Origin of the sequence: Microbacterium sp., assembly GCF_003248605.1 — a bacterium.
Lineage (GTDB): Bacteria > Actinomycetota > Actinomycetes > Actinomycetales > Microbacteriaceae > Microbacterium.
The window spans coordinates 1-25,480 of record NZ_QFPF01000027.1; the positions used below are offsets into that span (position 1 = coordinate 1).

At 70.5% G+C, this 25,480-nt stretch carries 21 protein-coding genes and 1 pseudogene; 17 read left to right on the forward strand and 5 right to left on the reverse strand.

From position 1 onward, the window contains the following. Positions 1–138, forward strand: a pseudogene (locus DI573_RS14745) (MerR family transcriptional regulator); the annotation flags it as partial. Between the two features lie 112 nt (positions 139–250). Beyond that, on the forward strand, positions 251–796 hold the full coding sequence (locus DI573_RS05760; RefSeq protein WP_292811615.1) for a MerR family transcriptional regulator: 546 nt from the start codon (positions 251–253) through the stop codon (positions 794–796). Between the two features lie 61 nt (positions 797–857). Here the strand turns inward: DI573_RS05760 and DI573_RS05765 are convergent, their stop codons facing one another. Then, positions 858–1,667, reverse strand: coding sequence for a ParA family protein (locus DI573_RS05765; RefSeq protein WP_292811617.1), 810 nt, complete (start codon positions 1,665–1,667; stop codon positions 858–860). A gap of 70 nt (positions 1,668–1,737) precedes the next feature. On the opposite strand from DI573_RS05765, the gene DI573_RS05770 reads away from it, so the two are divergent. The 3 genes from DI573_RS05770 to DI573_RS05780 all read left to right on the forward strand — a co-directional run bounded on the left by DI573_RS05770 (position 1,738) and on the right by DI573_RS05780 (position 7,419). Next, the gene (locus tag DI573_RS05770; protein WP_292811619.1) at positions 1,738–5,145 is read left to right on the forward strand and encodes a pyruvate carboxylase; all 3,408 of its coding nucleotides are present in this window, start codon (positions 1,738–1,740) and stop codon (positions 5,143–5,145) included. A gap of 125 nt (positions 5,146–5,270) precedes the next feature. Next, positions 5,271–6,923 (forward strand): AAA family ATPase, encoded by a 1,653-nt coding sequence (locus DI573_RS05775; protein WP_292811657.1) that lies wholly within the window; start codon positions 5,271–5,273, stop codon positions 6,921–6,923. Positions 6,924–6,927: 4 nt separating this feature from the next. Further along, the gene (locus DI573_RS05780; RefSeq protein ID WP_292811621.1) at positions 6,928–7,419 is read left to right on the forward strand and encodes a peptide deformylase; all 492 of its coding nucleotides are present in this window, start codon (positions 6,928–6,930) and stop codon (positions 7,417–7,419) included. Between the two features lie 3 nt (positions 7,420–7,422). On the opposite strand, the gene DI573_RS05785 is transcribed toward DI573_RS05780, so the two are convergent. Continuing rightward, positions 7,423–9,255: an AMP-dependent synthetase/ligase gene (locus tag DI573_RS05785; protein ID WP_292811624.1), complete on the reverse strand. Its 1,833-nt coding sequence runs from the start codon at positions 9,253–9,255 to the stop codon at positions 7,423–7,425. A 158-nt stretch (positions 9,256–9,413) separates the two neighbouring features. On the opposite strand from DI573_RS05785, the gene DI573_RS05790 reads away from it, so the two are divergent. The 4 genes from DI573_RS05790 (at position 9,414) to DI573_RS05805 (ending at position 13,372) form a co-directional block, all read left to right on the forward strand. Beyond that, the gene (locus DI573_RS05790) at positions 9,414–10,367 is read left to right on the forward strand and encodes an ROK family glucokinase (protein ID WP_292811626.1); all 954 of its coding nucleotides are present in this window, start codon (positions 9,414–9,416) and stop codon (positions 10,365–10,367) included. Positions 10,368–10,371: 4 nt separating this feature from the next. Next, positions 10,372–11,070 carry a lysophospholipid acyltransferase family protein gene (locus DI573_RS05795; RefSeq protein WP_292811628.1) on the forward strand — a complete coding sequence of 233 codons (699 nt, stop codon included), beginning with the start codon at positions 10,372–10,374 and terminating at the stop codon, positions 11,068–11,070. Positions 11,071–11,150: 80 nt separating this feature from the next. Beyond that, entirely contained in the window at positions 11,151–12,488 is a 1,338-nt protein-coding gene (locus DI573_RS05800) for a class II 3-deoxy-7-phosphoheptulonate synthase (RefSeq protein WP_292811630.1), read from the forward strand. A 668-nt stretch (positions 12,489–13,156) separates the two neighbouring features. Then, positions 13,157–13,372, forward strand: a complete 216-nt coding sequence (locus DI573_RS05805; RefSeq protein ID WP_292811632.1) for a hypothetical protein — start codon at positions 13,157–13,159, stop codon at positions 13,370–13,372. A gap of 151 nt (positions 13,373–13,523) precedes the next feature. Here DI573_RS05805 and pknB read toward each other — a convergent pair whose 3' ends face one another. Further along, the gene (gene pknB, locus DI573_RS05810; protein WP_292811634.1) at positions 13,524–15,467 is read right to left on the reverse strand and encodes a Stk1 family PASTA domain-containing Ser/Thr kinase; all 1,944 of its coding nucleotides are present in this window, start codon (positions 15,465–15,467) and stop codon (positions 13,524–13,526) included. A 103-nt stretch (positions 15,468–15,570) separates the two neighbouring features. Then, positions 15,571–16,767, reverse strand: coding sequence for a LysM peptidoglycan-binding domain-containing protein (locus DI573_RS05815; RefSeq protein ID WP_292811636.1), 1,197 nt, complete (start codon positions 16,765–16,767; stop codon positions 15,571–15,573). A gap of 153 nt (positions 16,768–16,920) precedes the next feature. Here DI573_RS05815 and DI573_RS05820 point away from each other — a divergent pair, with 153 nt between their 5' ends. Beyond that, complete coding sequence (locus DI573_RS05820; protein WP_292811638.1) at positions 16,921–17,271, forward strand: Rv2175c family DNA-binding protein; 351 nt, start codon at positions 16,921–16,923, stop codon at positions 17,269–17,271. Between the two features lie 19 nt (positions 17,272–17,290). Here DI573_RS05820 and DI573_RS05825 read toward each other — a convergent pair whose 3' ends face one another. After that, positions 17,291–18,385, reverse strand: a complete 1,095-nt coding sequence (locus tag DI573_RS05825; protein WP_292811641.1) for a polyprenyl synthetase family protein — start codon at positions 18,383–18,385, stop codon at positions 17,291–17,293. 70 nt (positions 18,386–18,455) lie between these two features. Here DI573_RS05825 and DI573_RS05830 point away from each other — a divergent pair, with 70 nt between their 5' ends. From DI573_RS05830 to DI573_RS05860, 7 genes are all read left to right on the forward strand, one after another. Beyond that, on the forward strand, positions 18,456–18,836 hold the full coding sequence (locus DI573_RS05830; RefSeq protein WP_292811643.1) for a DUF3040 domain-containing protein: 381 nt from the start codon (positions 18,456–18,458) through the stop codon (positions 18,834–18,836). A gap of 480 nt (positions 18,837–19,316) precedes the next feature. Next, positions 19,317–19,748 (forward strand): division/cell wall cluster transcriptional repressor MraZ, encoded by a 432-nt coding sequence (gene mraZ / locus DI573_RS05835; RefSeq protein ID WP_292811645.1) that lies wholly within the window; start codon positions 19,317–19,319, stop codon positions 19,746–19,748. Between the two features lie 114 nt (positions 19,749–19,862). Further along, positions 19,863–20,813, forward strand: a complete 951-nt coding sequence (gene rsmH / locus DI573_RS05840) for a 16S rRNA (cytosine(1402)-N(4))-methyltransferase RsmH (protein ID WP_292811647.1) — start codon at positions 19,863–19,865, stop codon at positions 20,811–20,813. After that, positions 20,810–21,409, forward strand: coding sequence for a hypothetical protein (locus DI573_RS05845; protein ID WP_292811649.1), 600 nt, complete (start codon positions 20,810–20,812; stop codon positions 21,407–21,409). Before rsmH ends, DI573_RS05845 begins: the two co-directional genes overlap by 4 nt. Before the next feature lies 1 nt (position 21,410). Next, positions 21,411–23,189: a penicillin-binding protein 2 gene (locus DI573_RS05850; RefSeq protein WP_292811650.1), complete on the forward strand. Its 1,779-nt coding sequence runs from the start codon at positions 21,411–21,413 to the stop codon at positions 23,187–23,189. 52 nt (positions 23,190–23,241) lie between these two features. Further along, the gene (gene murF / locus DI573_RS05855) at positions 23,242–24,654 is read left to right on the forward strand and encodes a UDP-N-acetylmuramoyl-tripeptide--D-alanyl-D-alanine ligase (protein WP_292811652.1); all 1,413 of its coding nucleotides are present in this window, start codon (positions 23,242–23,244) and stop codon (positions 24,652–24,654) included. Beyond that, on the forward strand, positions 24,651–25,480 hold an 830-nt coding region (locus tag DI573_RS05860; RefSeq protein WP_292811654.1), incomplete at its 3' end, for a phospho-N-acetylmuramoyl-pentapeptide-transferase. The genes murF and DI573_RS05860, both read left to right, overlap by 4 nt.

A 25,480-nucleotide genomic window follows, 5' to 3' on the forward strand; every position in this document is an offset into this window, starting at 1 on the left:
GCGTTGGCGCCGCTGCTGCACCGCACCGACGCATCGTCGCGGGCACGGGCGAGCGAGGTGGGCCCCGAGCTTGCCCGCCGGCTCGACGAGGTGCGCGCGGTCTTCGTGCGGGCGGCGCTGTCGCGGCTGCTCCCGTGAGGGTCGCCGCGCGCGAGCTGCCGTCGGCGTGTCGCGGCGGATGTCGTTGCCGGGTGCCCGGCGGTGACCTAGCGTTAGAGCAGGCGCGATCGAACGAGGCGAGGAGGACGCGATGAACCCTGGTGGACTCGCCGACGAACCAAGCTTCGTCGAAGACCTGCTCTTCACCGACGGCCTTCCCGCCATGGATGACGAGGTCGGCTATCGCGGAGCGGTCGCCGCCCGTGCCGCCGGCATCACCTACCGGCAGCTCGACTACTGGGCGCGTACCGAGCTCGTCCAGCCCACGGTGCGCGGCGCCAGCGGCTCGGGTTCGCAGCGTCTCTACGGGTTCCGCGACATCCTGGTGCTCAAGCTCGTCAAGCGTCTGCTCGACACCGGGATCTCGCTGCAGCAGATCCGCACCGCCGTCGATCAGCTGCGTGCCGCAGGAATCCGCGATCTCGCCGGGACGACCCTCATGAGCGACGGTGCGTCCGTCTACCTCTGCACCTCGAACGACGAGGTCATCGACCTCGTCAGCCGCGGACAGGGCGTGTTCGGCATCGCCGTCGGCAAGGTGCTGCGCGAGGTCGAGTCGACGCTCGTCGAGTTCGACCCGCAGGTTCCCGACGCGATGGACGAGCTCGCGGCTCGTCGCGCCGCGCGCTCGGCCTGACCTCACACCAGGGGTCGCCCTTCGACAGGCTCAGGGCGCGTGACAGGCTCAGGGCGCGTGACTACGCGCGCACCTCACCCGGCACGGGGATCCGGCCCGTGCGCATGACGCGGTCGAGCAGCGCGTCGAAGTCGGCGGCGAGCTCCTGCGCGGAGTCGCCGGGCCAGATGTGCAGCGGCTTGGCCGCGCCCTGTGCCTGCTGCAGAGACGTGCGCTCCGGCAGCTGGGGCGAGAGCACGAGCGGCCCGAACATGTCGCGCAGCTCCTTGATGCGGAACTGGTGCTCGATGGACTGCGGGCGTACGCGGTTGACGACGATGCCGAGCGGTTGGAGGCGGGGGGAGAGCCCGCGGCGGATCTCCTCGATCGCCCGCAGCGCACGGTCGGCGGCGGCGACGGAGAAGAGCCCGGGCTCGGTCACGACGATGACGCGGTCGGAGGCCGCCCAGGCGGTGCGGGTCAGGGCATTGAGCGAGGGAGCGCAGTCGACGAGGACGAGGTCGTAGTCGGCCTCGATCGTCGCGAGCGCCTCCTCGAGCTTCCACACATCGCGCACCGAGGGGTGCGGGCCGTCGAAGTTGATCGCCGACGGACTGCCGATCAGCACGTCGATCGTTCCGGGATGCACCTTCGCCCACCCGCTGGAGGTGATCGCCTGACGGACGACCTTCTCCTTCGGATTGGCGAGGACGTCGGCGATGTTCAGCCGTCCCGCGACCTGGATGTCCATGCCGGTGGATACGTCGGACTGCGGGTCGAGATCGACCACGAGCGTCCGCACACCGCGGGCGAACGCGGCCGAAGCCAGCCCCAGTGTCACGGTCGTCTTGCCGACCCCACCCTTGAGTGAACTGACGCTGAGTACGTGCACGAGGCTCTACGTTACCGTCCCCTAGGCTGTGATCACACTTTGCCCCGTCGCTCCGCCGCTGTGAGGTCTCATGTTCCGCAAGATCCTGGTCGCGAACCGAGGCGAGATCGCCATCCGAGCATTCCGTGCGGCGTACGAGGTGGGGGCGCGCACCGTCGCGGTCTACCCGTACGAGGATCGCAACTCGCTGCACCGCCTGAAGGCCGACGAGGCCTATCAGATCGGCGAACGCGGGCACCCGGTGCGCGCCTATCTCGACGTCGACGAGATCATCCGCGTCGCCCGCGAGTGCGGCGCCGACGCGATCTACCCCGGGTACGGCTTCCTGTCGGAGAACCCCGATCTCGCCGCACGCGCGGCCGAGAACGGCATCACGTTCATCGGGCCCCCGGCCCGCGTGCTCGAGATGGCGGGCAACAAGGTCACCGCCAAGCAGCACGCGATCGCCGCCGGCGTTCCGGTGCTCGCCTCCACCGAGGCGAGCGACGACATCGACCACCTCGTCGCGCAGGCCGAGGGCATCGGCTTTCCGATCTTCGCCAAGGCCGTTGCCGGCGGCGGCGGGCGCGGCATGCGCCGCGTCGAGACCAAAGAGGAGCTCGCTCCCGCCCTCGCCGAGGCGATGCGCGAGGCCGACAGCGCGTTCGGCGATCCGCGCATGTTCCTCGAGCAGGCGGTCGTGCGCCCCCGGCACATCGAGGTGCAGGTCCTCGCCGACGGCACCGGTCACACGGTGCACCTGTTCGAACGGGACTGCTCCGTGCAGCGCCGGCACCAGAAGGTCATCGAGATCGCCCCCGCGCCCAATCTCGACGACACGCTGCGTGAACGTCTGCACCGCGACGCGATCGCATTCGCCCGCTCGATCGGCTACGAGAACGCGGGCACCGTCGAGTTCCTCGTCGACACCGCGGGGGAGCGGGCCGGCCAGCACGTCTTCATCGAGATGAACCCGCGCATCCAGGTCGAGCACACGGTCACCGAAGAGGTGACGGATGTCGACCTCGTGCAGTCGCAGATGCGCATCGCCGCGGGGCAGACCCTCGACGAACTCGGTCTCGCGCAGGAGCGCATCCGCCTGCGCGGCGCGGCGCTGCAGTGCCGCATCACGACGGAGGATCCCACGCAGGGGTTCCGGCCCGACACGGGAAAGATCACGACCTACCGCTCGCCGGGCGGGGCGGGCATCCGTCTCGACGGCGGTACGACCGCCGCGGGGTCGCAGGTGAGCCCGCACTTCGACTCGATGCTGGCCAAGCTCACGTGCCGCGGCCGTGATTTTCCCGCCGCCGTCTCGCGCGCCCGACGCGCGCTGGCCGAGTTCCGCATCCGGGGTGTGTCGACCAACATCCGGTTCCTTCAGGCCGTGCTCGATGACCCCGCCTTCGTCGCGGGCGACGTCGCGACCTCTTTCATCGACGAGCGACCCGGTCTGCTGGAGGGACGCGAGTCCAAGGACCGCGGCACGAAGATCCTGAACTGGCTCGTCGACGTCACCGTCAACAAGCCGAACGGTGAGAACCCGCTCTCGATCGACCCGGCGGTCAAGCTTCCGGCGATCGACCTGCAGTCTGCGCCGCCCGCAGGAGCCCGGCAGCGTCTCCTCGAGCTCGGCCCGGCCGGGTTCGCGCGGGCGCTGCGCGAGCAGACCGCGCTGGCGGTCACCGAGACGACCTTCCGCGACGCGCACCAGTCGCTGCTGGCGACGCGCGTGCGCACCCGCGACCTCGTCGCCGCGGCGCCGTACGTCGCGCGCCTGACCCCTCAGCTGCTCTCGGTCGAGGCCTGGGGCGGGGCGACGTACGACGTCGCGCTGCGCTTCCTCGGCGAGGACCCCTGGGAGCGCCTCGAGAAGCTGCGCCAGGCGATGCCGAACATCCCGATCCAGATGCTGCTGCGCGGGCGCAACACGGTGGGGTACACGCCCTACCCGACCGAGGTCACCGATGCGTTCGTGCACGAGGCTGCCGCGTCGGGTGTCGACATCTTCCGCATCTTCGACGCCCTCAACGACGTCGCCCAGATGCGTCCCGCGATCGATGCCGTGCTCGAGACCGGCACGACCATCGCCGAGGTCGCGGTCTGCTACACCGGAGACCTGCTCAACCCGGCCGAGGATCTCTACACCCTCGACTACTACCTGCGCCTGGCCGATCAGATCGTCGGCGCGGGTGCGCACATCCTCGCGATCAAGGACATGGCGGGACTGCTGCGGCCCGCCGCGGCCGGGCGTCTCGTCGAGGCGTTCCGCGCCCGCTTCGACGTGCCGGTGCATGTCCACACCCACGACACGGCCGGCGGTCAGCTGGCGACGCTGCTCGCGGCGAGTGCGGCGGGCGCGGATGCTGTCGATGCGGCATCCGCCCCCCTCGCGGGCACGACGAGCCAGCCCTCCCTGTCGGCCCTCGTCGCCGCGCTCGCCCACACCGAGCGCGACACCGGCCTCGATCTCGCGGCGGTCGCCGACCTCGAGCCGTACTGGGAGGCCGTGCGCGGCATGTACCGGCCGTTCGAGTCGGGGCTTCCGGGGCCGACCGGCCGTGTGTACCGGCACGAGATCCCGGGCGGGCAGCTCTCGAACCTGCGCCAGCAGGCCATCGCGCTCGGACTCGCCGACGACTTCGAGCTGATCGAGGACATGTATGCGGCCGCGAACGACATCCTCGGCCGCATCCCCAAGGTGACGCCGTCCTCCAAGGTGGTCGGCGACCTGGCCCTGCACCTGGCGGCGGTCAAGGCCGACCCCGCCGAGTTCGCCGCGAATCCGCAGAACTACGACATCCCCGACTCGGTCGTGGGCTTCATGGCCGGTGAACTGGGCGACCTGCCCGGCGGCTGGCCCGAGCCCTTCCGCACGTCGGTGCTCGCGGGCCGCGACGTCAAGATCGGGGTCGCCCCCGTGGCGGATGCCGACCGCGCCGCGTTGCAGGGCACCTCGGGCGAGCGCCGCGATGCGCTGAACCGCCTGCTGTTCCCGGCGCCGACGCGGCAGTTCGCGCAGGTGCGCGAGGTGTTCGGCGACGTCTCGCTGCTCGACACCGCCGACTACCTCTACGGCCTGGTCGCGGGTGACGAGCACGTCGTCGAGATCGAGCGGGGCGTACGTCTCTACGTCGGACTCGAGGCCATCGGCGAGCCGGATGCCAAGGGCATGCGCACCGTCATGACCACGCTCAACGGCCAGCTGCGGCCCGTGTTCGTGCGTGATCGCAGCATCGTCGTCGAGACCCGCCAAGCCGAGAAGGCCGACACGTCGCGCCCGGGCCAGGTGGCGGCGCCCTTCTCGGGCGTCGTGACCCTCAAATGCACCGTGGGTGACACCGTGGCGGCGGGCCAGGCGGTCGCGTCGATCGAGGCGATGAAGATGGAGGCGGGCATCACCGCTCCCGTCGACGGGGTGGTCGAACGGCTCGCGATCGGCGGTACGCAGCAGGTCGAGGCGGGGGACCTTTTGGTCGTCATCCGTCCCGCGCATTAGTCTGTGGCGAACCCGAACGCCCTTCTGCTGCACGATCCGGAGTACCTGTGAGCCCGCACGGCAACGACCCGCACGCCGCCGGCGACCGCGACGACGACGCGATCGACGATGTGCAGAGGGTGGGGATGCTGCAGGATCAGCCGGGCGTCGAGACCTCGAGCATCGGCATCCTGGGCCTTGCGACCGCCCACGTGAGCATCGACATGCCGGTCGACGCCGACGAGGACGACGACGATGTGATCGACGAGGACATCCGCGTGTTCGACGAGCTGCTGGCTCCCGCGCCCTCGGGGGACGAGCACTCCGCCGAGTCCGAGGTCGAGGTCGAGGCGCAGGATGAGACTGCCCCCGTCACGGCCGAGGTCGTGCTCGACGAGGCGCCCGCGAGCGACGTCGCGGACGAGGATGCCCTCGTCGAGGACGCGATCATCGAAGAGGCCGAGATGGAGCGGGCGTCGAGCGCCCCGCCCGAGTACGTCGAGGACGACCCCGCGCACGGGGACGACGCCGCACCGGAGTACGCGGAGGAGATCGCCGAGGTCGATGAGGCCACCACCGTCGAACGGGCTTCCCCCCGCGCCGCGGCGCACGACGATACGATGCCGGAGAGTCTCGACGACGAGCACTCCGACAGCGCGGAGGAGGAGCACACCATGCCGGATCCGACCGAGCAGACGCCGGTGCCTGCCGCAGCATCCGCTGTTTCTGCTGCCGCCGGTTCGACCATCGCCACACGGGCTGCGGCCCGCGACGTCGGCCGCACGCCCACCGACGAGACACCCGTGCTGACCTCGCGGCGCATCGGCGAGCTCAGCGAGGGCTCGGTCCGCGAGACGGCCGACCTGCTCACCACCGACAGGCTGCTCGACCCCAGCCACGTCGTGCGCCCGGAGCCCGAAGGCGCCTGGCAGCATCTGCTCTACAGCCTCACGGGCGGCCGCGTGAACCTCGGGGACTCCAAGCGCGCTCGAGCTCGCAAGGATCTCGACCGCCGCATCTCGGCTTCGCTGCCCGGTGGGGGTGCGCGATTCGTCGCGGTGCTCTCGCGCAAGGGCGGCGTCGGCAAGACGACGATCACGACGCTGCTCGGCATGGCCCTCGCCGACGCGCGCGATGACCGCATCATCGCCGTCGACGCCAACCCCGACCGCGGCACGCTCGCGGAGCGCATCTCGCGACGCAGCACCAAGACCGTGCGCGACATGGTGCGCGCCAGCGGCGGACTGCGCGGGTACAACGACGTGTCGGCGATCGTCGCCCGCGACGAGACCCGCCTGGACGTGCTCGCCTCCGACACCGACCCGCACGTGTCCGAGGCCTTCAGTGACGCGGAGTACCGCACCGTCGCCGAGGTCGCGGCGCACTACTACTCGATCGTGCTGACAGACACGGGCACGGGCATCGTGCACTCGGTCATGGGCGCCACCCTCGACCTCTCCGATCAGCTGATCGTCGTCGCCGGCATGAGCATCGACGAGGCCCGCCTGGCCTCCGAGACGCTGACCTGGCTCGAATCGAACGGCCACGAGGCGCAGGTGCGTGAGGCGATCGTCGTGCTCAACACAGCGTCGCCCGGGGCATCGCTCGTGCGCCAGGACGAGGTCGAGGCGCATTTCCGCTCCCGCGTCCGCGATGTCGTGCGCGTGCCTTACGACTCGCAGATCGCCACCGGCGGACCCATCGTCTTCCGCGACCTGCACCCCGCCACGCGCGCCGCGGCGCGTGAGCTGGCGGTGCGTGTCGTCGACGGGCTGCGGGCCCCAGCACAGGTGGCGTGATCGCATGGCCGTGCGCGACATCCGCCTCTTCGGCGACCCGGTGCTCAAGGCGCCGAGCGCCGAGATCGTCGAGATCGACGACGCCGTGCGCGCCCTCGTCGCCGACCTGATCGACACCGTCGCCCTGCCCGGGCGCGCGGGCGTCGCCGCGCCGCAGATCGGCGTCGGGCTGCGCGCGTTCAGCTACAACATCGACGGCGACATCGGCTATGTGCTCAACCCCCGGGTCGTCGAGGTCCGCGGGGAGGCCGAGCCCGTCGACGAGGGCTGCCTCTCGGTGCCCGGCCTCTGGCATCCTGCTCTGCGCCACCCGTGGGCGCGGGTCGAGGGCATCGACCTCGACGGCGAGGTGGTCGTCCTCGAGGGGGAGGGGCTGCTTGCGCAGGCCCTGCAGCACGAGTGCGACCACCTCGACGGGATGCTGTACCTCGAGCGTCTGACGCCGGAGCGGCGCCGTCTGGCGATGCGCGAGGTGCGCGAGTCGAGCTGGTTCTGACGGCTACGGGATCGAGACGTTCGTCGTGTTGACGGGCTCGCTGTAGAGCTCGGTGATCTCGGGGGCGAAGTCCTCGAGGATCACATTGCGCTTGATCGACATCTTCGGCGTCAGGTGGCCGCTCGCTTCGGTCCACTCCGACCCGAGGATCGTGAACTTGCGGATCGACTCGGCGCGCGACACGTGCGAGTTCGCCTCGTCGATGGCGCGCTGCACCTCGGCGCGCACCGCGGGGTTGGTGGCAGCATCCGCCAGGGGCATGTCGCCCGGCAGATTGTTGTTGGCCAGCCACGTGGGCAGCATCTCGGAGTCGAGGGTGATCAGCGCCGAGATGAACGGCTTCTGATCGCCGACCACGACGACCTGACCGACGATCGGGTTGGCGCGAATGGGGTCCTCGAGCGCCGCGGGCGAGACGTTCTTGCCGCCTGCGGTGACGATGATCTCCTTCTTGCGGCCCGTGATGGTGAGGAAGCCCTCGGTGTCGAACGACCCGACATCCCCCGTCTTGAACCAGCCGTCGTCGAACGCCGCGGCCGTGGCCTCGGGGTTGCGCCAGTACTCCTTGAACACGTTGATCCCGCGCACCTCGACCTCGCCGTCCTCGGCGAGACGGATACCGACGCCCGGGAGCGCGGGGCCGACGGTGCCGATCTTGGACTTGGTGGCGAGGTTGACCGAGGCCGGCGCCGTCGTCTCGGTGAGACCGTAGCCCTCGAGGATCACGACGCCGAGGCTGTGGAAGAAGTGGCCCAGACGCGGGCCCAGCGGGGCCGAGCCCGAAACCGCGTACACGACGTTGCCGCCCATCGCGGCGCGCAGCTTGCTGTACACGAGCTTGTCGAACAGGCGGAACTTGAGCTTCAGGCCCAGGGGGACCTTCTTGCCCTCCTGCTCCAGCATCGAGTGCTCGATCGCCGCGTGCGCGGCCGCGCGGAAGATCTTGCCCTTGCCGCCCGCCTCGGCCTTCTGCTCGGCGGAGTTGTAGACCTTCTCGAACACGCGGGGCACGGCCAGCAGATAGGTCGGCTTGAAGCTGCCCAGCGCGGGCAGCAGCTGCTTCGTGTCGGGCTGGTGGCCCGTCTTGACGCCGGCGTGGATGTTGAGGATCGAGATGAAGCGCGCGAAGACGTGGGCGGTGGTGATGAAGAGGAGCGTCGATGCTCCGGGCACCTGCACGACCTCGCTGAGCGCCTTGGCGGAGTTGCGGCACAGCTCGACGAAGTTGCTGTGCGTGAGCACGCAGCCCTTGGGTCGGCCGGTCGAGCCCGACGTGTAGATCAGCGTCGCGATGTCGGCGCCCTTCGCGATGCCGCGCCGGCGTTCGATCTCGCCGTCCGCAACGGCGCGGCCCTGCTCGGTGAGCTTGGCGATCGCGTCGAGCTGCAGCTGCCACACGTCGCGGATGAGCGGCAGGTCACCGCGCACCTCGTCGAGGCGGGCAGCGTGCTCGGGGGACTCGACGATGCACGCGATCGCACCCGAGTCCTGCAGGATCCACTGGATCTGGCTGGGCGAGCTCGTCTCGTACACCGGAACCATGACGGCACCCGCGTAGAAGAGGGCGAAGTCGACGAGCGACCACTCGTAGGTGGTGCGCGCGAGGAACCCCACTTTGTCGCCCGGCTCGATCCCCGCGGCGGAGAAACCCTTGGCGAGGGCGATCACCTGACGATGGAACTCGGCGCTCGTGATGTCACGCCAGCCTGCTCCGTCGGGGACGGCGAACAGGGGGCGGTCGGGCGTCGCGCGCACACGATCCTCGAGAAGATCGGTGATGTTGGCGTTCGGGTCGGCGGGCACGATGGCGGGCACTTCGAACTGGACGGCACTCATGATCGGCAGCTCCTTCGATACCGGGCGGTGTTGCAGCTTCGGGACGCAAGTCTACCCTCCGGTGGTACTCAGTCCCACCCGATCGCCGACCCGGCCGCAGGCGCGCCGCCCGACTAGACTTCACGATGGCCCGCGCGCGGCCGTGGAGGGAAGTGGCTGTGCTCTCGGTAGGCATCGACATCGGCGGGACCAAGATCGCGGGCGGCCTGGTCGACGACTCGGGCTCCATCGTCCGAGCTCTCCGCGTCGACACCCCGCTCACCGTGGGGGCGATCGAGTCGGCCGTCGCGCAGATGATCGCGCACCTCGCAGACGGGGAGGATGTCGCTGTCGCGGGCGTGGCGGCCGCCGGATTCATCGACCGTGATCGCTCGACGGTGTACTTCGCGCCCAACATCGCGTGGCGACACGAACCCCTCCGCGAGCGCCTCGAGGCGCTGTCCGGCATCGCGATCGTCATCGAGAACGACGCCAACGCCGCGGGCTGGGCCGAGTACCGTTTCGGCGCCGGCGAAGGCCTGCGCGATGTCATCATGCTGACCCTCGGCACGGGTGTCGGCGGTGCGATCGTCACGAACGGCGAGCTGTATCGCGGCGGGCACGGCGTGGGGGCGGAGCTCGGACACATGCGCACGGTTCCCGGCGGCATCCAGTGCGGATGCGGCCAGCACGGGTGCCTCGAGCCGTACGGGTCGGGGCGCGCCCTGGCTCGTATCGCGGGCGAGATCGCGGATGCCGAGCCGACAGGCCGCGGTGCGGCCCTGGCCGCGGCCCGAGCCGAGAAGGGCAAGCTCACCGGTCCGGCGATCTCGCGGCTCGTGCTCGGCGACGACCCCGGCGCGCTGGCCGCGCTCGAGCGGGTCGCGGTCGCCGTCGGCGAGGCGTGCGGAAGTTTCTCGGCGATCCTCGATCCTGAGCGCTTCGTCATCGGCGGGGGAGTGTCGCAGCTGGGTGAGCGCCTGCTCGAGCCCATGCGCCGCGCCTACCTCGGCGCCCTGCCCGCGGCCGGATCCCGCCCCGCGGCCGATTTCGCGATCGCTCAGATGGTCAACGACGCGGGAGTGATCGGCGTCGCCGACCTCGCGCGTCGCGGTGCGGCCGGGGGAATGTGATCCGATGTTCTACTGGCTGATGAAGTACGTCGTGATCGGGCCGATCCTCAAGGCGATCTTCCGGCCGTGGATCGTGGGTCGCGGCAACGTGCCCGCCGCGGGGGCTGCGATCCTCGCGAGCAACCACCTCTCCTTCATCGACTCGGTGTTCCTGCCGCTGATGATCGACAGGCCGATGTCGTTCCTCGCCAAGAGCGACTACTTCACCGGCAAGGGAATCCGCGGGTGGGCCACGCGTGTCTTCTTCAAAGCCACGGGGCAGCTTCCGATCGACCGCTCGGGCGGAAAGGCGAGCGAGGCGTCGCTGAACACAGGTCTCGGCGTCCTCGCCCGTGACGCCCTGCTCGGGATCTATCCCGAGGGCACCCGCAGCCCCGACGGCAAGCTCTACCGCGGGCGTGTCGGCATCGCGCGCATGGCGCTCGAGGCGCGCGTGCCGGTCGTGCCCGTCGTCATGGTCGACACCGGCCAGATCATGCCGATCGGGCGCCGGCTGCCGAGGGTCGGTCGCATCGGCATCGTGATCGGCGAGCCGCTGGACTTCTCCCGGTTCGCGGGGCTCGAGGGTGATCGCTACGTGCTGCGCTCCGTCACCGACGAGATCATGGTCGCCCTCCAGCGACTCGGCGAGCAGGAGTACGAAGACGTCTACGCCTCGGCGGTGAAGGACCGCCTGGTCACCGCGAAGCGCGCCGCCGCGTGAGGGCACTCGCGCACCGACGCGCCGCGGCAGGGTAGCCGCCCGTTCGTCTCGCGGCAAGCCGACCCGGCTAGACTGAGCGGATGCTTCAGCAGCTCGACCCCCTCGACCACTGGCGGAATCTGCCGATCAAGCAGCAGCCGCAGTGGGCCGATCCCGATGCCGTCGCCGCCGTCTCGGCCGAGATCTCGACTCTGCCTCCGCTGGTGTTCGCCGGCGAGGTCGACAACCTGCGCGACCGACTCGCGCGCGCCGCATCCGGGCGGGCGTTCCTGCTCCAGGGCGGCGACTGCGCCGAGACGTTCGCGGGCGCGACGGCCGAGCAGATCCGCAACCGCATCAAGACGGTGCTGCAGATGGCCGTCGTCCTCACGTACGGCGCGTCCATGCCCGTCGTGAAGATGGGGCGCATGGCCGGCCAGTTCGCCAAGCCGCGCTCCAGCGACACCGAGACGCGCGGAGATGTCACGCTGCCCGCCTACCGCGGCGACATCGTCAACGGATACGACTTCACGGCGGCATCCCGTCAGCCCGACCCGCAGCGACTGCTGAAGGGGTACCACACGGCCGCGTCGACGATCAATCTGATCCGCGCGTTCACGCAGGGAGGCTTCGCGGACCTCCGCGAGGTGCACTCCTGGAACAAGGGTTTCGCGCAGAACCCCGCCAACCAGCAGTACGAGCGCCTGGCGGGCGAGATCGACCGCGCCATCAAGTTCATGGAGGCGGCGGGCGCGGACTTCGACGAACTGCGCCGCGTCGAGTTCTACACCGGCCACGAGGGCCTGCTCATGGACTACGAGCGCCCGATGACCCGCATCGATTCGCGCACGGGCACGCCGTACAACACCTCCGCGCACTTCGTGTGGATCGGCGAGCGCACGCGCGAGCTCGACGGCGCGCACGTCGATTACTTCTCGAAGATCCGCAACCCCATCGGGGTCAAGCTCGGGCCCACCACCTCGCCCGAGACGACCCTCGAGCTGATCGACAAGCTCGACCCCGAGCGCGAGCCCGGACGACTGACGTTCATCACGCGCATGGGCGCCGGCAAGATCCGCGACGCGCTGCCGCCGCTGCTCGAGGCCGTCCGCGACTCGGGTGCCACTCCGCTCTGGGTGACCGATCCGATGCACGGCAACGGCATCACGACCCCTACGGGCTACAAGACGCGTCGCTTCGACGACGTCGTCGACGAGGTGCGGGGCTTCTTCGAGGCTCACCGCTCCGTCGGCACGTTCCCGGGCGGCATCCACGTCGAACTCACCGGCGACGATGTCACCGAGTGCCTCGGTGGGTCCGAGATGATCGACGAGGCCACCCTGGCGACGCGCTACGAGTCGCTGTGCGACCCGCGCCTGAACCACATGCAGTCGCTCGAGCTGGCCTTCCTCGTCGCCGAGGAGCTCGAGAAGCGCTGACCCTGCGCGGGCGCCGGCTCTGCGTGTGCGCCGGCGCTGCGCGGGCACCAGCGCTGCGCGGGCGCCGGCGCTGCGCGGGATGTTGCGCACCAGCATCCCGTCACGTATCGCTGCCCGCGCGAGTCGGCACGAACTGCCGTGCGAGCGACGCATGCGCGACCGTTTCTGCCGAGTCGGTCATCTCGGCCTGGGGATAACCGCGATCCGTCCCGGGCACGCGGGCAGAGTCGGGGGATGGCCACATCACGCCCGCTGCCGAAGGGCTTCTTCGCGTCGGAACCTTTTCGCATCTCCTCGGCGCGCGCCGCCGGTATCGGACCGGGTCGTCTGCGGGGGCGCGACCCCACCGCGCCTTTTCACGGGGTGCGGGTGGGGGAGCGCGGCGATGACGGGTTCTGGGAGAGATGTCAGGCGCTTCAGTGTGTGCTCAGCCCGAATCAGGTGTTCAGTCACGTGACGGCGGCGCGGATCCACGGCATGCCGCTGCCGCCGCGGGCACTGTCCGACGAGTGGTTCGACGTGCTGACCTTCGGGCCCGGGCGGATGCGCCGGCCGAGGGTGCGCGGACGTCAGACGCTCGAGTCGGCCGACGTCGACGCCCGCTTCGGGATCCATGTCGTGTCGCCGCTGCACACCTGGAGTCAGCTTGCCGAGCTGGGTGCGAGGGGATGCTGCACGCCGACCTCGGCTATCCACGCGAGCGGTTGCTGCTCGAGTACCAGGGCGACGAGCACCGCACGTCACGCCGGCGGTGGCTCCGGGATCTGACACGGCGCCAACTGTGCGAGGATGCCGGGTACCGCGTGATCGAGGTCGGCGCCGACGACGTGGACGATCCCGCGCCGCTCGTCGGCCGCGTGCAGAGGGCGCTCGGGGCCGGGTGACGCGCGAGTCGGCACAGAATGCTCGGGATGCGGGTCGGGCTCGACGTTTCGTGCCGACTCGCGAGGGCGGCGGACGGCTCACAACGCGACCGTCGCGCCGGTCGGGATGCTGGCCGCCGAGCCGGTGGGATCAGCCGGACGCCGTGACGTTCTAGAGGCCGAAGTCGGTGATCTCGACTACGGTGCCGGGGATATGATCCTCGCCGGGTTCGGGTGCTGTTCCGCGCACGCGATATATGTCCCAGAGCCCGATCGTGTCTGGGATCGCGACGTTTCCGCGGAACCCCGCGTCATCGAGTTCGATGAGGGCCTCTCTGATGGTCAGGCCTGACACGTCCGGGACAGGAATCGGCTGCGGACCGAGCGAGACCACGAGCGTGACGACGTCACCCGGGCGCCAGTTGCGGCCCTCGGGCTGACCGCGGATGCCGATGACATCACCCTCGGCGAAGTCGTCGGAGTACTCTTCGGCGAGCGTGTCGGAGACCTGCAGCTGCACACCCTGCAGGGTGGAGGTCGCGTTGCCGACGCTCATCCCGGTGACATCGGGGACGCCGCCGAGCGAGACCGTCAGCACGACCGTGTCGCCCTCGAGCACCGTGCCGCCGCCCGAGATGTCGACGGCGTCACCCCCCGCCGCGGGCTGGAGCAGCGCGAAGAGCACCGTGCCGGCACCCGCGTCGGCGAACTCGGTGGCGGACTCGCCGACGGCCACGTCGATGGAGGACAGAAGCTGGCGCGCGGCGTCTTCGGAGAGCCCCGCGAGCGGGTCGAGCTGGTGCGGCTGCGGACCGAGCGAAAGCACCACGGCGACCTCGGCGTCCTTGTCGACGCGAGCGCCGGCGACGGGGTCGGTGCGGATCGCCAGGCCCGCGGCGACATCGCGGCTGTGCTCTCCGGCGCCCTGGGTGGCGACGAGGGTCTGCTCGGCCAGTGCCGCCTGCGCCTGTTCGAAGGTCATGCCGGACACATCGGGCACGCCGACCAGCGACCCCGGTCCCGACCCGAACCACCAGCCCGCGCCGCCCGCGAGAGCGGCCAGCAGCACGACGATGATCGCAAGCCATGCGCCGCGCGCGCGGCGACGCGACACGCGCCGGCGCAGGCGCGTGGCGTTGTCGGTGTCGACGTTCGTGACCACGCCCGCCGTCGGCACGGGCCCCGCGGGCATGACCTTGGTCAGATCGCCGGAGTCGACGGCATCCATCGGGATGACGCCCGTCGTCGCGCGCGCGGGCGCGGGCGTCACGCCGATCTCACGCTCGATCTCGCGCAGGCGCTCGAGCATCTGCGCGGCGTCGAGGGGGCGGTCATCCGGTACCTTCTCGGTCGCCCACAGCACGAGCTCGTCGAGCTGCTCCGGAACCTGCGGGTTCTTGACGCTCGGACGCGGCACCGTGTCGGTCGCGTGCCGGTAGGCGATCTGCATGGGCTGCTCGCCCTTGTACGGCTGGTCGCCCACGAGCATCTCGTACAGCATGATGCCGAGGGCGTAGATGTCGCTGCGGGCGTCGGCCTGGCCGCGGGTGACCAGCTCGGGCGCGAGGTAGGCGATCGTGCCCAGGAGCATCTGTCCGGTCGCGGTGTTGGCGGTCGTCGCTCGCGCGAGCCCGAAGTCGCCGATCTTGATGCGGCCGTCCTCGGCCAGCAGGATGTTCTCGGGTTTGACGTCGCGGTGCACGATGCCGGCGCGGTGCGCGGCGGCGAGGCCCGAGAGCGTCGCGTCCATGATGCTGATCGTCTGCGCCACGGAGAGGCGCTTCTGCTCGCGCAGCAGCTCGCGCAGCGTGATGCCCGGCAGGTACTCCATGACCAGGTACGCGATGCCGTCGTCCTGACCCTGGTCGAAGACGTTGACCACGTGCGGGTCCGCGAGCCGCGCGGCCGCTCGGGCCTCCTGGATGAACCGGCTCTGGAACACCGCGTCATCGCTGAGGTGCCCGTGCATGACCTTGAGGGCGACCCGCCGCTCCAGCCGCAGGTCGGTGGCGACATAGACGGTCGCCATGCCGCCCCGCGCGATGCGTGCGCGCACCCGGTATCGACCGTCGACGAGCCGCCCGATCAGGGGGTCGGCTTGCTGGCTGGTCGTCACGTGAGAAGTCTACGGATGCCGCTCCCCGGCACCGGCAGCGGCTCACCCTCCGCGGATCACGGTTTGATCGCACATCGGCGCGGCGGCGTGCCGCAGCAAGGGATCAGCCGTACGTCGCGATCCACTCGTAGGCGGCGGCCTCCCACTGCCCGTACCGCTCCGGGAACGCGGAGCGCTGCACCGCCTGCGCGGCGTCGGAGAATCCCATCGACTCCCAGCCGGAGACATCGAGCAGCCCGCGGGTGGTGCTGCCGTTGGGGTCGGCCGGCCCGCCGTAGAAGACGCGGATCGACCGGTCGGCGTCCCGCACCTGCTCGGGTGTGCCCCAGCCCATGCTCGGGCGCTGCTGGTACAGCCCGAGCGAGTCGCGGTCGCCCCAGTCCAGGTTGCGGATCCAGGACTCGACCATCGCCGTCGCGAGCGCGATGGCGATGCCGCGGTCCGAGACGCCGAGCTCGCGCCCGATCGAGATGATCAGCGCGGCGCCGGCGGCCTGCTCGGCATCGAGCGCGCTCGAGACAGCCGCAGTCGCGGGCGCCGGTGCCGGGGTCGGCGCAGCCGCCGGTTCTGCGGCGCCGGGGATCGAGACCTGCTGCCCGGGGTAGATGATCGAGCCGCCGCCGAGGCCGTTGGCATCGAACAGCGCCTGCAGCGATACCCCGTGCGCGGCCGCGATGCCCGAGAGCGTGTCGCCGCTGACGATCGTGTGGGTCGCGGCGGCGGGCGCGGGGGCCGCGACGGGCGCGGGCGCCGGGGCGGGAGCGGGGGCGACGGATGCTGCCGCCACCGCACCGGGGATCGACACGACCTGCCCGGGGTAGATCACGGTGCCCCAGCCCATGCCGTTGGCATCGAACAGTGCCTGCAGCGAGACGCCGAAGCGCGCCGCGATTGTGGAGAGCGTGTCGCCGCCGGCGACGGTGTGCGAGAGCGCGACCGGAACGGGCGCCGGGGCCGGCTCGGGTGCCGCTGCGGGGGCGGGTGACTGCGGGGTCAGGGTGATTACGTCGCCCGGGCGGATGAGGGATGACCAGGTGAGGCCGTTCCAGGCCAGCACGTCGGCGGTGCGCAGGCCGAAGCGGGACGCGATCGTCGACACCGTGTCGCCGGGCGACACGGTGTAGTCGGTCGGCGGAACGCTCAACGGCACGGATCGCCACGCGGAGCGCAGGGAGCGATCGCTGGGCTCGGCCGCGTCGGCGGGCGCCGCCACGAGGGTTGCGGCGAGTGTGCCGACGAGAGCGGCCGGCACAGCGACCTGAGCGCGCGCGGAGCGCAGAGCGTGGGGGAGCAGTCGCACGGATCTTCCCCTTCCTGTGAGACTTCTGACACGCTGTCACGGCTGATAACGAAAGTCAACAAAAGTGGTATGTGCGGCCTGTGGTGCAGATGAGGTCTATGTGATTCCCCGACGGCCGTGAGCCGACCGCGCCGGGCGTGCCATAGTGGCAGGGTGACCGAAGAGCAGTCCTGGATCTCCGCCACAGAATGGCTCACCATCCCCGCCGTCGCCGAGGCGATCGGCGAGACCCCCAGTCGTGTGCGTCGTCTTCTCGACGACCACCACCTCATCGCCCTCCGCCGGGACGGTGTGATCAGCATCCCCTCGGTGTTCCTTCTCGAGGGGCGCCCGCTCGCCTCGCTGCGCGGCACGATCATCGTGCTGATGGATGCGGGGTTCACCCCCGAGGAGGTCGTCGAGTGGCTGCTCAGCCCCGAGGACACGATCGGCACGCCGCCCATCGAGGCGCTGCGCGCCGGGCGCAAGAGCGAGGTCCGCAGGATCTCCCAGACCCTCGCCTGAGGTCCGCCTGCGGGGCTCGTCAGGACTGGCGCCGCACCGCCGCGTCGGCGAGGTCGCGCAGGGCGCCGACGGCGGCGTTCCCGAGTGGAGCTCCGGCGAGGGCGCGGTCGGCCTCCCGCGCGTAGGTCGAGATGTGCCGCTCGACCTCGTCGAGGGCTCCGCTGTCGCGGATCGCCCCCTGCAGCATCCCGATCTGCGCATCGTCGAGCGCCGGATCGCCGAGCAGCTCGTCGAGCGTGCGGCGGGCGGGAGCGGGCAGTGCCTGCCGAGCGAGTGCGATGAGGGCCGTGCGCTTGCCCTCGCGCAGATCGTCCCCCGCCGGCTTTCCCGTCACCTGTGCGTCGCCGAAGACCCCGAGCACGTCATCGCGCAGCTGGAAGGCCATGCCCAGGGGGTGACCGAAGTCGCGCAGCGCGGCATCCTGCGTCGCATCCGCCCCGGCGAGCGCGGCGCCGATCAGCAGGGGCTGCTGCACGGAGTACCGGGCCGACTTGTAGGAGGCGACCATGAGCGCGCGGTCGAGCTGTTCGTCGTCCGAGACCGTTCGGGCGGAGACCTCGGCGGCGATGTCGAGGTACTGACCCAGCGTCACGTCGCGCCGCATCTGGGCGTAGCGTGCCCTGGCGGTGCGAGCGTGATGAGGGTCGATGTCGGCGACGCCGTCTTCGAAGAGGTCGTCGCTCCACGCCACGAGCAGGTCTCCGAGCAGGATCGCCGCCGATCGCCCGTACGCCGCGGGCTCGCCCGCCCATCCCGCAGCGATGTGCTGGGCCTCGAGGGCGCGGTGGGCGGCGGGTCGTCCGCGGCGGGTGTCGGAATTGTCGATGATGTCGTCGTGCACGAGCGCCGCCGCATGGAAGATCTCCAGGGCGGATGCTGCCGCGACGATATCGGCCGGAAGGTCGGTACGCGCGCCGGCCGCATCCGCCACGCAGCGCCACCCCCAGTAGCAGAAGGAGGCGCGCAGGCGCTTGCCTCCCTGCAGGGCGGAGGCTGCGGCATCCAGCAGGGGGCGTCCCGCCGCGCCGATGTCGGACGCCTCCTCGACGCGGTCGAGCACGAAGCTCTCCAGTCGCTGTGAAACCGCCGCGATCGCGTCTGGGGAACCGTGCACAGGCCTAGCCTAGTTACCAGCGCCACAGCTAGACTTGGGACGCATTCTTCAGACACCCCCGGGGGGACCGATGCCACTCTCCGAACAGGAGCAGCGCCTTCTCGATGAGATGGAGCGCCATCTTCTGCGCAACGACGCCGATGTCGTCAGCTCAGACCGCGAAGGCCGCTCGATCAACTATCGCAACGTCACGATCGGCGCGATCCTCGTGCTCGCGGGGATCGGCGGTCTTGTCGCCGGTGTCGCCACGCAGCTCATCGTCGTCGGAATCGTCGGCTTCGCCGCGATGCTGGGCGGCGTGATCCTGGCCGCGACGCCGACCAAGGCTGATCCCTCGCGGATGACCGGTGCGTCGCGAGTGAACCCGCCGCGTCGGGCCAGTGCCGCGTCGTCGTCGAGCTTCATGGATCGAATGAACGACCGGTGGGACCGCCGGCAGGACGGCCACTAGCCGCCGCCCTCCACTTCCCTCCGCTTTCAGGGGTCGACCTTCGGGTCGGCCCCTTTTTTCTGCCCGTTTGCGGGGCGGGCCCCCGCCCCGCCCCCGCCGGCCCGTCCGCCCCGCCGCCCCGCGCCCGCCGCCGGCCCGCCCCGCGCCCGCCCGCCTCGCCGCGCCGAGCCCACATTTTTGCAGCGAGCCACCACGCGTCGGATGTTGGCTCGCTGCAGAAATGTGGGTTCGCCGTGCGAGGGGACGTGTGGGACCGGCGCGGGCGGCGGCCGGGCCGGCCCCGCGCCGGGCGGGGCCGCGGCACCGGGCCCGTGCGTCGCCTACCGCTCCACATCCCTCCACCGCGCGAAAGCCCGGAATATCGGGGGAGAAGCACGCGAGCGCACCGAATCCGAGCGCGCCGATCATAGACCGGTGGAGTGAAGTGGAGTAAAGTGGGGCACACCTGAGGTCGGCCGGACGAAAGGGGGGTGATCGCGGATGCTCCTGGGCACCTACACCCCCAAGCTCGACGACAAGGGGCGCGTGATCCTGCCGGCCAAGTTCCGCGAAGACCTCGCCGGCGGCATCGTGGTCACGCGCGGTCAGGAGCGCTGCCTCTACGTGTTCAGCACCGCCGAGTTCCAGCGCGTGACCGAGCGCATCCGCGAGGCACCGCTGAGCAACAAGCAGGCGCGCGACTTCATGCGCATGTTCCTCTCCGGCGCGAGTGACGAGATGCCGGATTCGCAGAACCGCATCACCGTGCCGCAGTCGCTGCGCGCCTACGCGGGCCTCACCAAAGAGCTCGTCGTCACCGGCGTCGGCGCCCACGCCGAGATCTGGAACGCCGACGCCTGGAACGCGTACGCCGAGGCGAACGAAGACAGCTACTCCGAGATGGAGCAGGAGGTGATCCCGGGCCTGTTCTGATCCCTCGCCCCTGGCCCTGATTCCCAGCCGCCACGCCCTGACACACTTCCCCGGTGCCAGGTCGGTGCGGATGGGGATCAGGACCCGGGGACCGGACCAGGAAACTCCGAGACCATGGACGCCAGAGACCTGCACACCCCGGTCATGCTCGAACGCTGCGTCGAGCTGCTCGCCCCCGCGCTCGAACGCCCCGACGCGGTACTCGTCGATGCCACGCTCGGCATGGGCGGCCACTCCGAGGCCTTCCTCGAGCGTTTCGAGCATCTGCACCTGATCGGGCTCGACCGCGACACCGACGCCCTTCGCCTCGCAGGCGCACGCCTCGCCCGCTTCGGTGAGCGCGTCACGCTGGTGCACACCGTCTACGACGGCATCGCGGATGCTGTCGCCCAGGCCGCGCCCGGGGGCGTCGACGCCGTGCTGTTCGATCTCGGCGTCTCGTCCCTGCAGCTGGATGAGGCTGAGCGCGGCTTCGCCTACGCGAAGGATGCGCCGCTGGACATGCGCATGGACCAGACGCACGGCACGACCGCCGCGGATGTGATCGCGACGTATCCCGAGGGCGGGCTGCGCCGCATCTTCGAACGGTACGGCGAGGAGAAGCTCGCCGGGAGGTACGCGCGGTTCATCGTCGAAGCCCGCACCCGCGCGCCGATCGAGCGGTCCGGGCAGCTCGTGGAGATCCTCGTCGCTGCGACGCCGGCCGCGGCGCAGCGGGCGGGCCATCCCGCCAAGCGTGTGTTCCAGGCGCTGCGCATCGAGGTCAACGCCGAGCTCAGCGTGCTCGAGCGCGCGATTCCCGCCGCGCTCGATGCCCTGCGCGTGGGCGGGCGGATCGTCGTGATGTCCTACCAGTCGCTCGAGGACCGCATCGTCAAGCGGGTGCTCGCGGACGCCGTCGCCTCGACCGCACCCGCAGGGCTTCCGGTCGAGCTTCCCGAGCACGCCCCCCGCTTCCGTCTCCTCGTCAAGGGCGCCGAGCTCGCGACCGACGAAGAGCGGGCCCTGAACCCCCGAGCCACCCCTGTTCGGCTGCGCGCCGCCGAGAGAGTGAGGGCCGCATGAGCCTCGCGTCCATCGCCCCCTCCCGCCCGCTCGGCCGGCCGGCCGGCCGAGAGAGCGCACCCGAGCGTCGCCTCCGGGCTCTCGAGAGCTCCGCGCGTCGCCGTCGTCCGCGCATGCTCTATGCGATCATCGCCGTGGGTGGGGCGCTGGCCATCGCGGCGGCGCAGATGGGACTGTCGATCGCCATGACGCAGGGTGTGTACCAGGAGCAGGCGCTGGATCGCCAGGTGCGCGACCTGACCTGGGAGAAGCAGTCGCTCACCGAACAGCTCGCCGGGCTCAGCTCGCCGCAGTACCTCGCCGCCAACGCCTCGGCACTGGGGATGGTCGTCAACGAGGCGCCCTCCTATCTCCGCCTCTCGGACGGCGCGGTGCTCGGCGCCGGCATCGCCGCGAGCGGCAGCTCCTCCGTCGACGCCATCGGGCGCGGCAGCGTGCCCAACGCGCTCGTCACCGACGCGCCGCTGGTCACCGCTCCCGACGCGACCATCCAGGGTGTTCCGCCCGCACCCGTCGAAACCGACGACGCGGCCACGGCCCCGGCATCCGAACCCCCTGCGCTCTCCGACGGACTGCCTTCGCCGGTGACCCGCTGACATGTCGACCCGCGCCACCCGGTCCCCGCGCCGTCGCACGGTCATCGCCCTCGCGGTGGTGCTCGCCGTGCTGGCGGCGTTCGTCGTGCGCCTGGTCGACATCCAGGTCGTCAATGCCGACGACCTGCGCGCCGATTCGCTCGGCGTGGGCCTGGGCGCCTCCAACACGCTCTACGGCGCCCGCGGAACCATCACCGACGAGACCGGTGCGCTGCTGGCCGGCAACGTGATGCGCTACGACGCCCAGGTCGACCCGCAGAACGTCATCGGACAGGTCTTCGACGACGGGCGCACCGTCGACGAGGTCTGGCCGCAGCAGGCGGCTCAGATCGCGGCCATCACGGGTCAGACGCCCGACGAGGTGCAGCAGATCGTCGCGGACGTGCTGGCCGAGAATCCCGATTCGCAGTGGGCGCAGATCAAGACGGGCCTGAGCACCGATCAGTTCCAGGCGCTGCGGGCGCTCGAGCTGCCCTTCCTCTACATGACCGAGCATCCCGCGCGCACCTACCCGGACGGTGCGGTCGCCGGCAACCTGATCGGATTCGTCGGGGCCGACGGCGATGCCCTCGCCGGGCTCGAGGTGGCGCAGGACGACTGCCTGTCGGCGACGAACGGCGAGGAGAGCTACGCCCGCGGCAAGGACGGCGTGATCATTCCCGGCACCCACGTCGAGGACCCTGCCGTCGACGGCGGAACCCTGGAGCTGACGATCAACCGCGATCTGCAGTGGTACCTGCAGCAGATGATCGCCGAAGAGGTGCAGAACCAGGAGGCCAACTACGGCACCGTCTTCGTCGTCGAGGTCGAGACCGGCAAGGTGCGCGCCGCCGCCGAGTACCCCTCGGTCGACCCCAACGATCCGACCGCGACGCCCGCCGAGAACCGCGGCAGCCGCATCTTCTCCTACACCTTCGAGCCCGGGTCGACCTTCAAGCCGGTGACGGCGGCGACGATCATCGAAGAGGGGGCGGCGACCCCGACCTCGCCGATCATCTCGGCGTCGGGACGCGAGACGTTCCCCAACGGGGTCACGATCAACGACATCTTCTCCCACGAGGCGTACCCCTACACGCTGACCGGCGCCCTCGTGGACTCCTCCAACGTCGCCCTGTCGAAGTTCGGCGAGCTCGTCTCCGACGACGTGCGCCACGACTATCTCGAGCGCTTCGGCGTGGGCTCGGGCACCGCCATCGGGTTCCCCGGCGAGGAGAACGGCCTGCTGCACGACACCCCGTGGGATGCCGCCTCGCACTACACGACGACGTTCGGCCAGTACTACACCGTCACGGTGCCCCAGGTCGCGAGCGTCTACCAGACGATCGCCAACGGAGGCCTGCAGATGCCGCTGAGTCTCGTCGAGTCGTGCACGTCGTCATCCGGCGAGGTGCTCACCCCCGAACTCCCCGAGCCGACCCGCGTGATCAGCGAGAGCACCGCCGACCAGGTCACGCTCATGCTGGAGAACGTCTTCCAGCAGGTGACCAACCACTCGGTGATCGAGGTCGACGGGTACCGGATGGCGTCGAAGTCCGGCACGGCGCAGAAGCCCGACGGGCAGGGCGGGTACAAGCAAGGTATCTTCTATACGACCCTCGCGGGCTTCGCTCCTGCGGATGATCCGGAGTACGTCGTGATCCTGACGCTCGACGAACCGAAGAAGAACCGGGCGTCCGCGGCCAACGCGCCGGGCTTCCAGAAGGCGATGACCCAGGTGCTGAAGACGTTCCGTGTGCTCCCCTCGGAGGGGGAGCCCGAGATCCTCCCGAAGTACCAGTGAGCGGGTCCACGCAGCGGCTGCGACCGCGCGTGCCGCCGAAGGAAGGACGCCGATGATCGCGCTGACGCTCGCCGAGATCGCCCGGGTGACGGGCGGTGAGCTGCAGGCCGCAGGCCCGCACACGCCCGAGACGATCGTGGACGGCACCGTCGACACCGATTCGCGGGGGATCACCCCCGGCGGCATCTTCGCCGCCAAGCCCGGCGCCGAGACCGACGGCCACCTCTTCGTCGACGCGGCGGTCGAGGGCGGGGCGGTCCTGGCGATCGTCGAGCGTCCGGTGGCGGCATCCATCTCGCAGGTGATCGTGCCGAGCGTCGTGGCGGCCCTGGCAGACCTCGCCCGCCACGTCGTCGCCCGCGTGCGCGATGCGGGCTCGCTCACCGTCGTCGGAGTCACGGGCTCCAACGGCAAGACGACGACCAAGAACATGCTCGCGCGCATCCTCGTCGACGAGGGTGAGACGGTGTGGCCGGTCGCCTCGTTCAACAACGAGGTCGGCGCGCCGCTGACCATGCTGCGGGTGACGCCCACGACGCGATATCTCGTGTGCGAGTTCGGTGCGAGCGCGCCCGGAGAGATCGCGCGCCTCGCGGGCCTGGTGACCCCCGACATCGGCATCGTGCTGATGGTGGGAATGGCCCACGCGGGCGGCTTCGGCGGCATCGAGGCCACGGTGGCGGCGAAGTCCGAGCTCGTCTCCGCGGTGCGGCCGGGCGGTACGGCCGTGCTCAACGCCGACGATCCGCGGGTTGCGGGTATGGCCGGGATCGCGCGAGATCGCGGGCTCGAGGTGGTCTGGTTCGGGCGCGGCGCGAGCGCGCAGGTGCGCGCCGACGACGTGCGGGTGGATGCCGCCGGCACATCGTGCACGGTGCACGCGATCGGGTCGAGCGCGCCGCTGCGCCTGCGGGTGCTCGGCGAGCATCACGTCATGAACGCGCTCGCGGCCATCGCCGCCGCCACCCGCATCGGCGTCACGCTCGCCGAGTGCGTCGCCCGCCTCGAGACGCTCGAGATCGCCGAGCGCTGGCGCATGCAGCCGCTCGGATCCGACAGCATCCGCATCGTCAACGACGCGTACAACGCCAGCCCCGACTCGATGGCTGCGGCGCTGCGCACCCTCGCGCAGATCACCGAGCCCGGACAGCGCATGGTCGCCGTCCTCGGCGCGATGAGCGAGCTGGGGGAGTTCGCCGAGGATGAGCACGACCGGGTCGGCCTTCTGGCCGTGCGCCTCGGGGTGCAGCGCATCGTCATCGTCGGCGCCGACGCGCGGCGGATGTTCCTCGAGGCGATCGCACAGGGATCGTGGGACGGCGAGGCCGTGTTCTTCGCCGACGCCGACGCCGCCTACGACTACCTCGTCGGCGAACTCCGCGACGGCGACCGCGTGCTCGTGAAGTCGTCGAACGCGGCGGGGCTTCGGCACCTCGGCGATCGTCTGGGAGAATCGGTCTCGTGAGGTCTCTGCTGACGGCGGCCGCGATTTCGCTGGCCTTCACCCTCTTCCTCACCCCCGTCTTCATCCGGCTGTTCCGGACCTGGGGGTGGGGTCAGGTCATCCGCACCCCCGAGGCGATCGAGAATCCGAGCCACGGCGAGAAGCGCGGGACGCCCACGATGGGCGGCACGATCTTCATCGTCGGCACGATCGTCGGGTACCTCATCGGCGGGTACACCGGCAACAACCCGCCCACGATCTCGGGCTGGCTCGTGATCTGGATGATGGTCGGCTTCGGCGCGGTCGGGTTCATCGACGACTACATGAAGGTGAGGCGCCAGCGCAGTCTCGGCCTGACGGGGTGGCCCAAGGTGGTCGGCCAGATCATCGTCACCGTGCCTTTCGGCGTCGTCGCCCTGCACCCCGCGTTCGAGAACGTGTGGGGGCAGACCCCCGCGAGTGCCTACGTGTCGCTGTTCCGCGACCTGCCCGTGCTCTCGTTCATGGCCCTCGGCCCGATCCTCGGCTGGCTGCTCTACCTCGCCTGGCTCTCGCTGATCGGCGTGGCCTCCTCCAACAGCGTCAACGTCACCGACGGGCTCGACGGACTCGCGGCCGGCGCGGGTGTGTTCGTCGTCGGCGCGTACAGCCTCATCGCGTTCTGGCAGTTCAACCAGGTCTGCACCGGCGCGGGGCTCGCGCCCGCGCTCCAACCCGCGTGCTACGACACGCGAGACCCGTTCGACCTCGCGATCGTCTCCGCCGCGTTCGTCGGCGCCCTCGTCGGGTTCCTGTGGTGGAACGCGCCCAAAGCCAAGCTCTTCATGGGCGATGTCGGATCGATGGC

What these genes read in the sequence shown, in the direction of transcription:
- DI573_RS05845 (WP_292811649.1), top strand. Translation starts at nt 20,810, where the DNA reads ATGAGCCTCGCGTCCATCGCCCCCTCCCGCCCGCTCGGCCGGCCGGCC.
- DI573_RS05795 (WP_292811628.1), top strand. Translation starts at nt 10,372, where the DNA reads ATGTTCTACTGGCTGATGAAGTACGTCGTGATCGGGCCGATCCTCAAG.
- DI573_RS05770 (WP_292811619.1), top strand. Translation starts at nt 1,738, where the DNA reads ATGTTCCGCAAGATCCTGGTCGCGAACCGAGGCGAGATCGCCATCCGA.
- DI573_RS05785 (WP_292811624.1), bottom strand. Translation starts at nt 9,255, where the DNA reads ATGAGTGCCGTCCAGTTCGAAGTGCCCGCCATCGTGCCCGCCGACCCG.
- DI573_RS05830 (WP_292811643.1), top strand. Translation starts at nt 18,456, where the DNA reads ATGCCACTCTCCGAACAGGAGCAGCGCCTTCTCGATGAGATGGAGCGC.
- DI573_RS05800 (WP_292811630.1), top strand. Translation starts at nt 11,151, where the DNA reads ATGCTTCAGCAGCTCGACCCCCTCGACCACTGGCGGAATCTGCCGATC.
- murF (WP_292811652.1), top strand. Translation starts at nt 23,242, where the DNA reads ATGATCGCGCTGACGCTCGCCGAGATCGCCCGGGTGACGGGCGGTGAG.
- DI573_RS05775 (WP_292811657.1), top strand. Translation starts at nt 5,271, where the DNA reads ATGCTGCAGGATCAGCCGGGCGTCGAGACCTCGAGCATCGGCATCCTG.
- DI573_RS05780 (WP_292811621.1), top strand. Translation starts at nt 6,928, where the DNA reads ATGGCCGTGCGCGACATCCGCCTCTTCGGCGACCCGGTGCTCAAGGCG.
- mraZ (WP_292811645.1), top strand. Translation starts at nt 19,317, where the DNA reads ATGCTCCTGGGCACCTACACCCCCAAGCTCGACGACAAGGGGCGCGTG.
- DI573_RS05805 (WP_292811632.1), top strand. Translation starts at nt 13,157, where the DNA reads ATGCTGCACGCCGACCTCGGCTATCCACGCGAGCGGTTGCTGCTCGAG.
- DI573_RS05850 (WP_292811650.1), top strand. Translation starts at nt 21,411, where the DNA reads ATGTCGACCCGCGCCACCCGGTCCCCGCGCCGTCGCACGGTCATCGCC.
- rsmH (WP_292811647.1), top strand. Translation starts at nt 19,863, where the DNA reads ATGGACGCCAGAGACCTGCACACCCCGGTCATGCTCGAACGCTGCGTC.
- DI573_RS05760 (WP_292811615.1), top strand. Translation starts at nt 251, where the DNA reads ATGAACCCTGGTGGACTCGCCGACGAACCAAGCTTCGTCGAAGACCTG.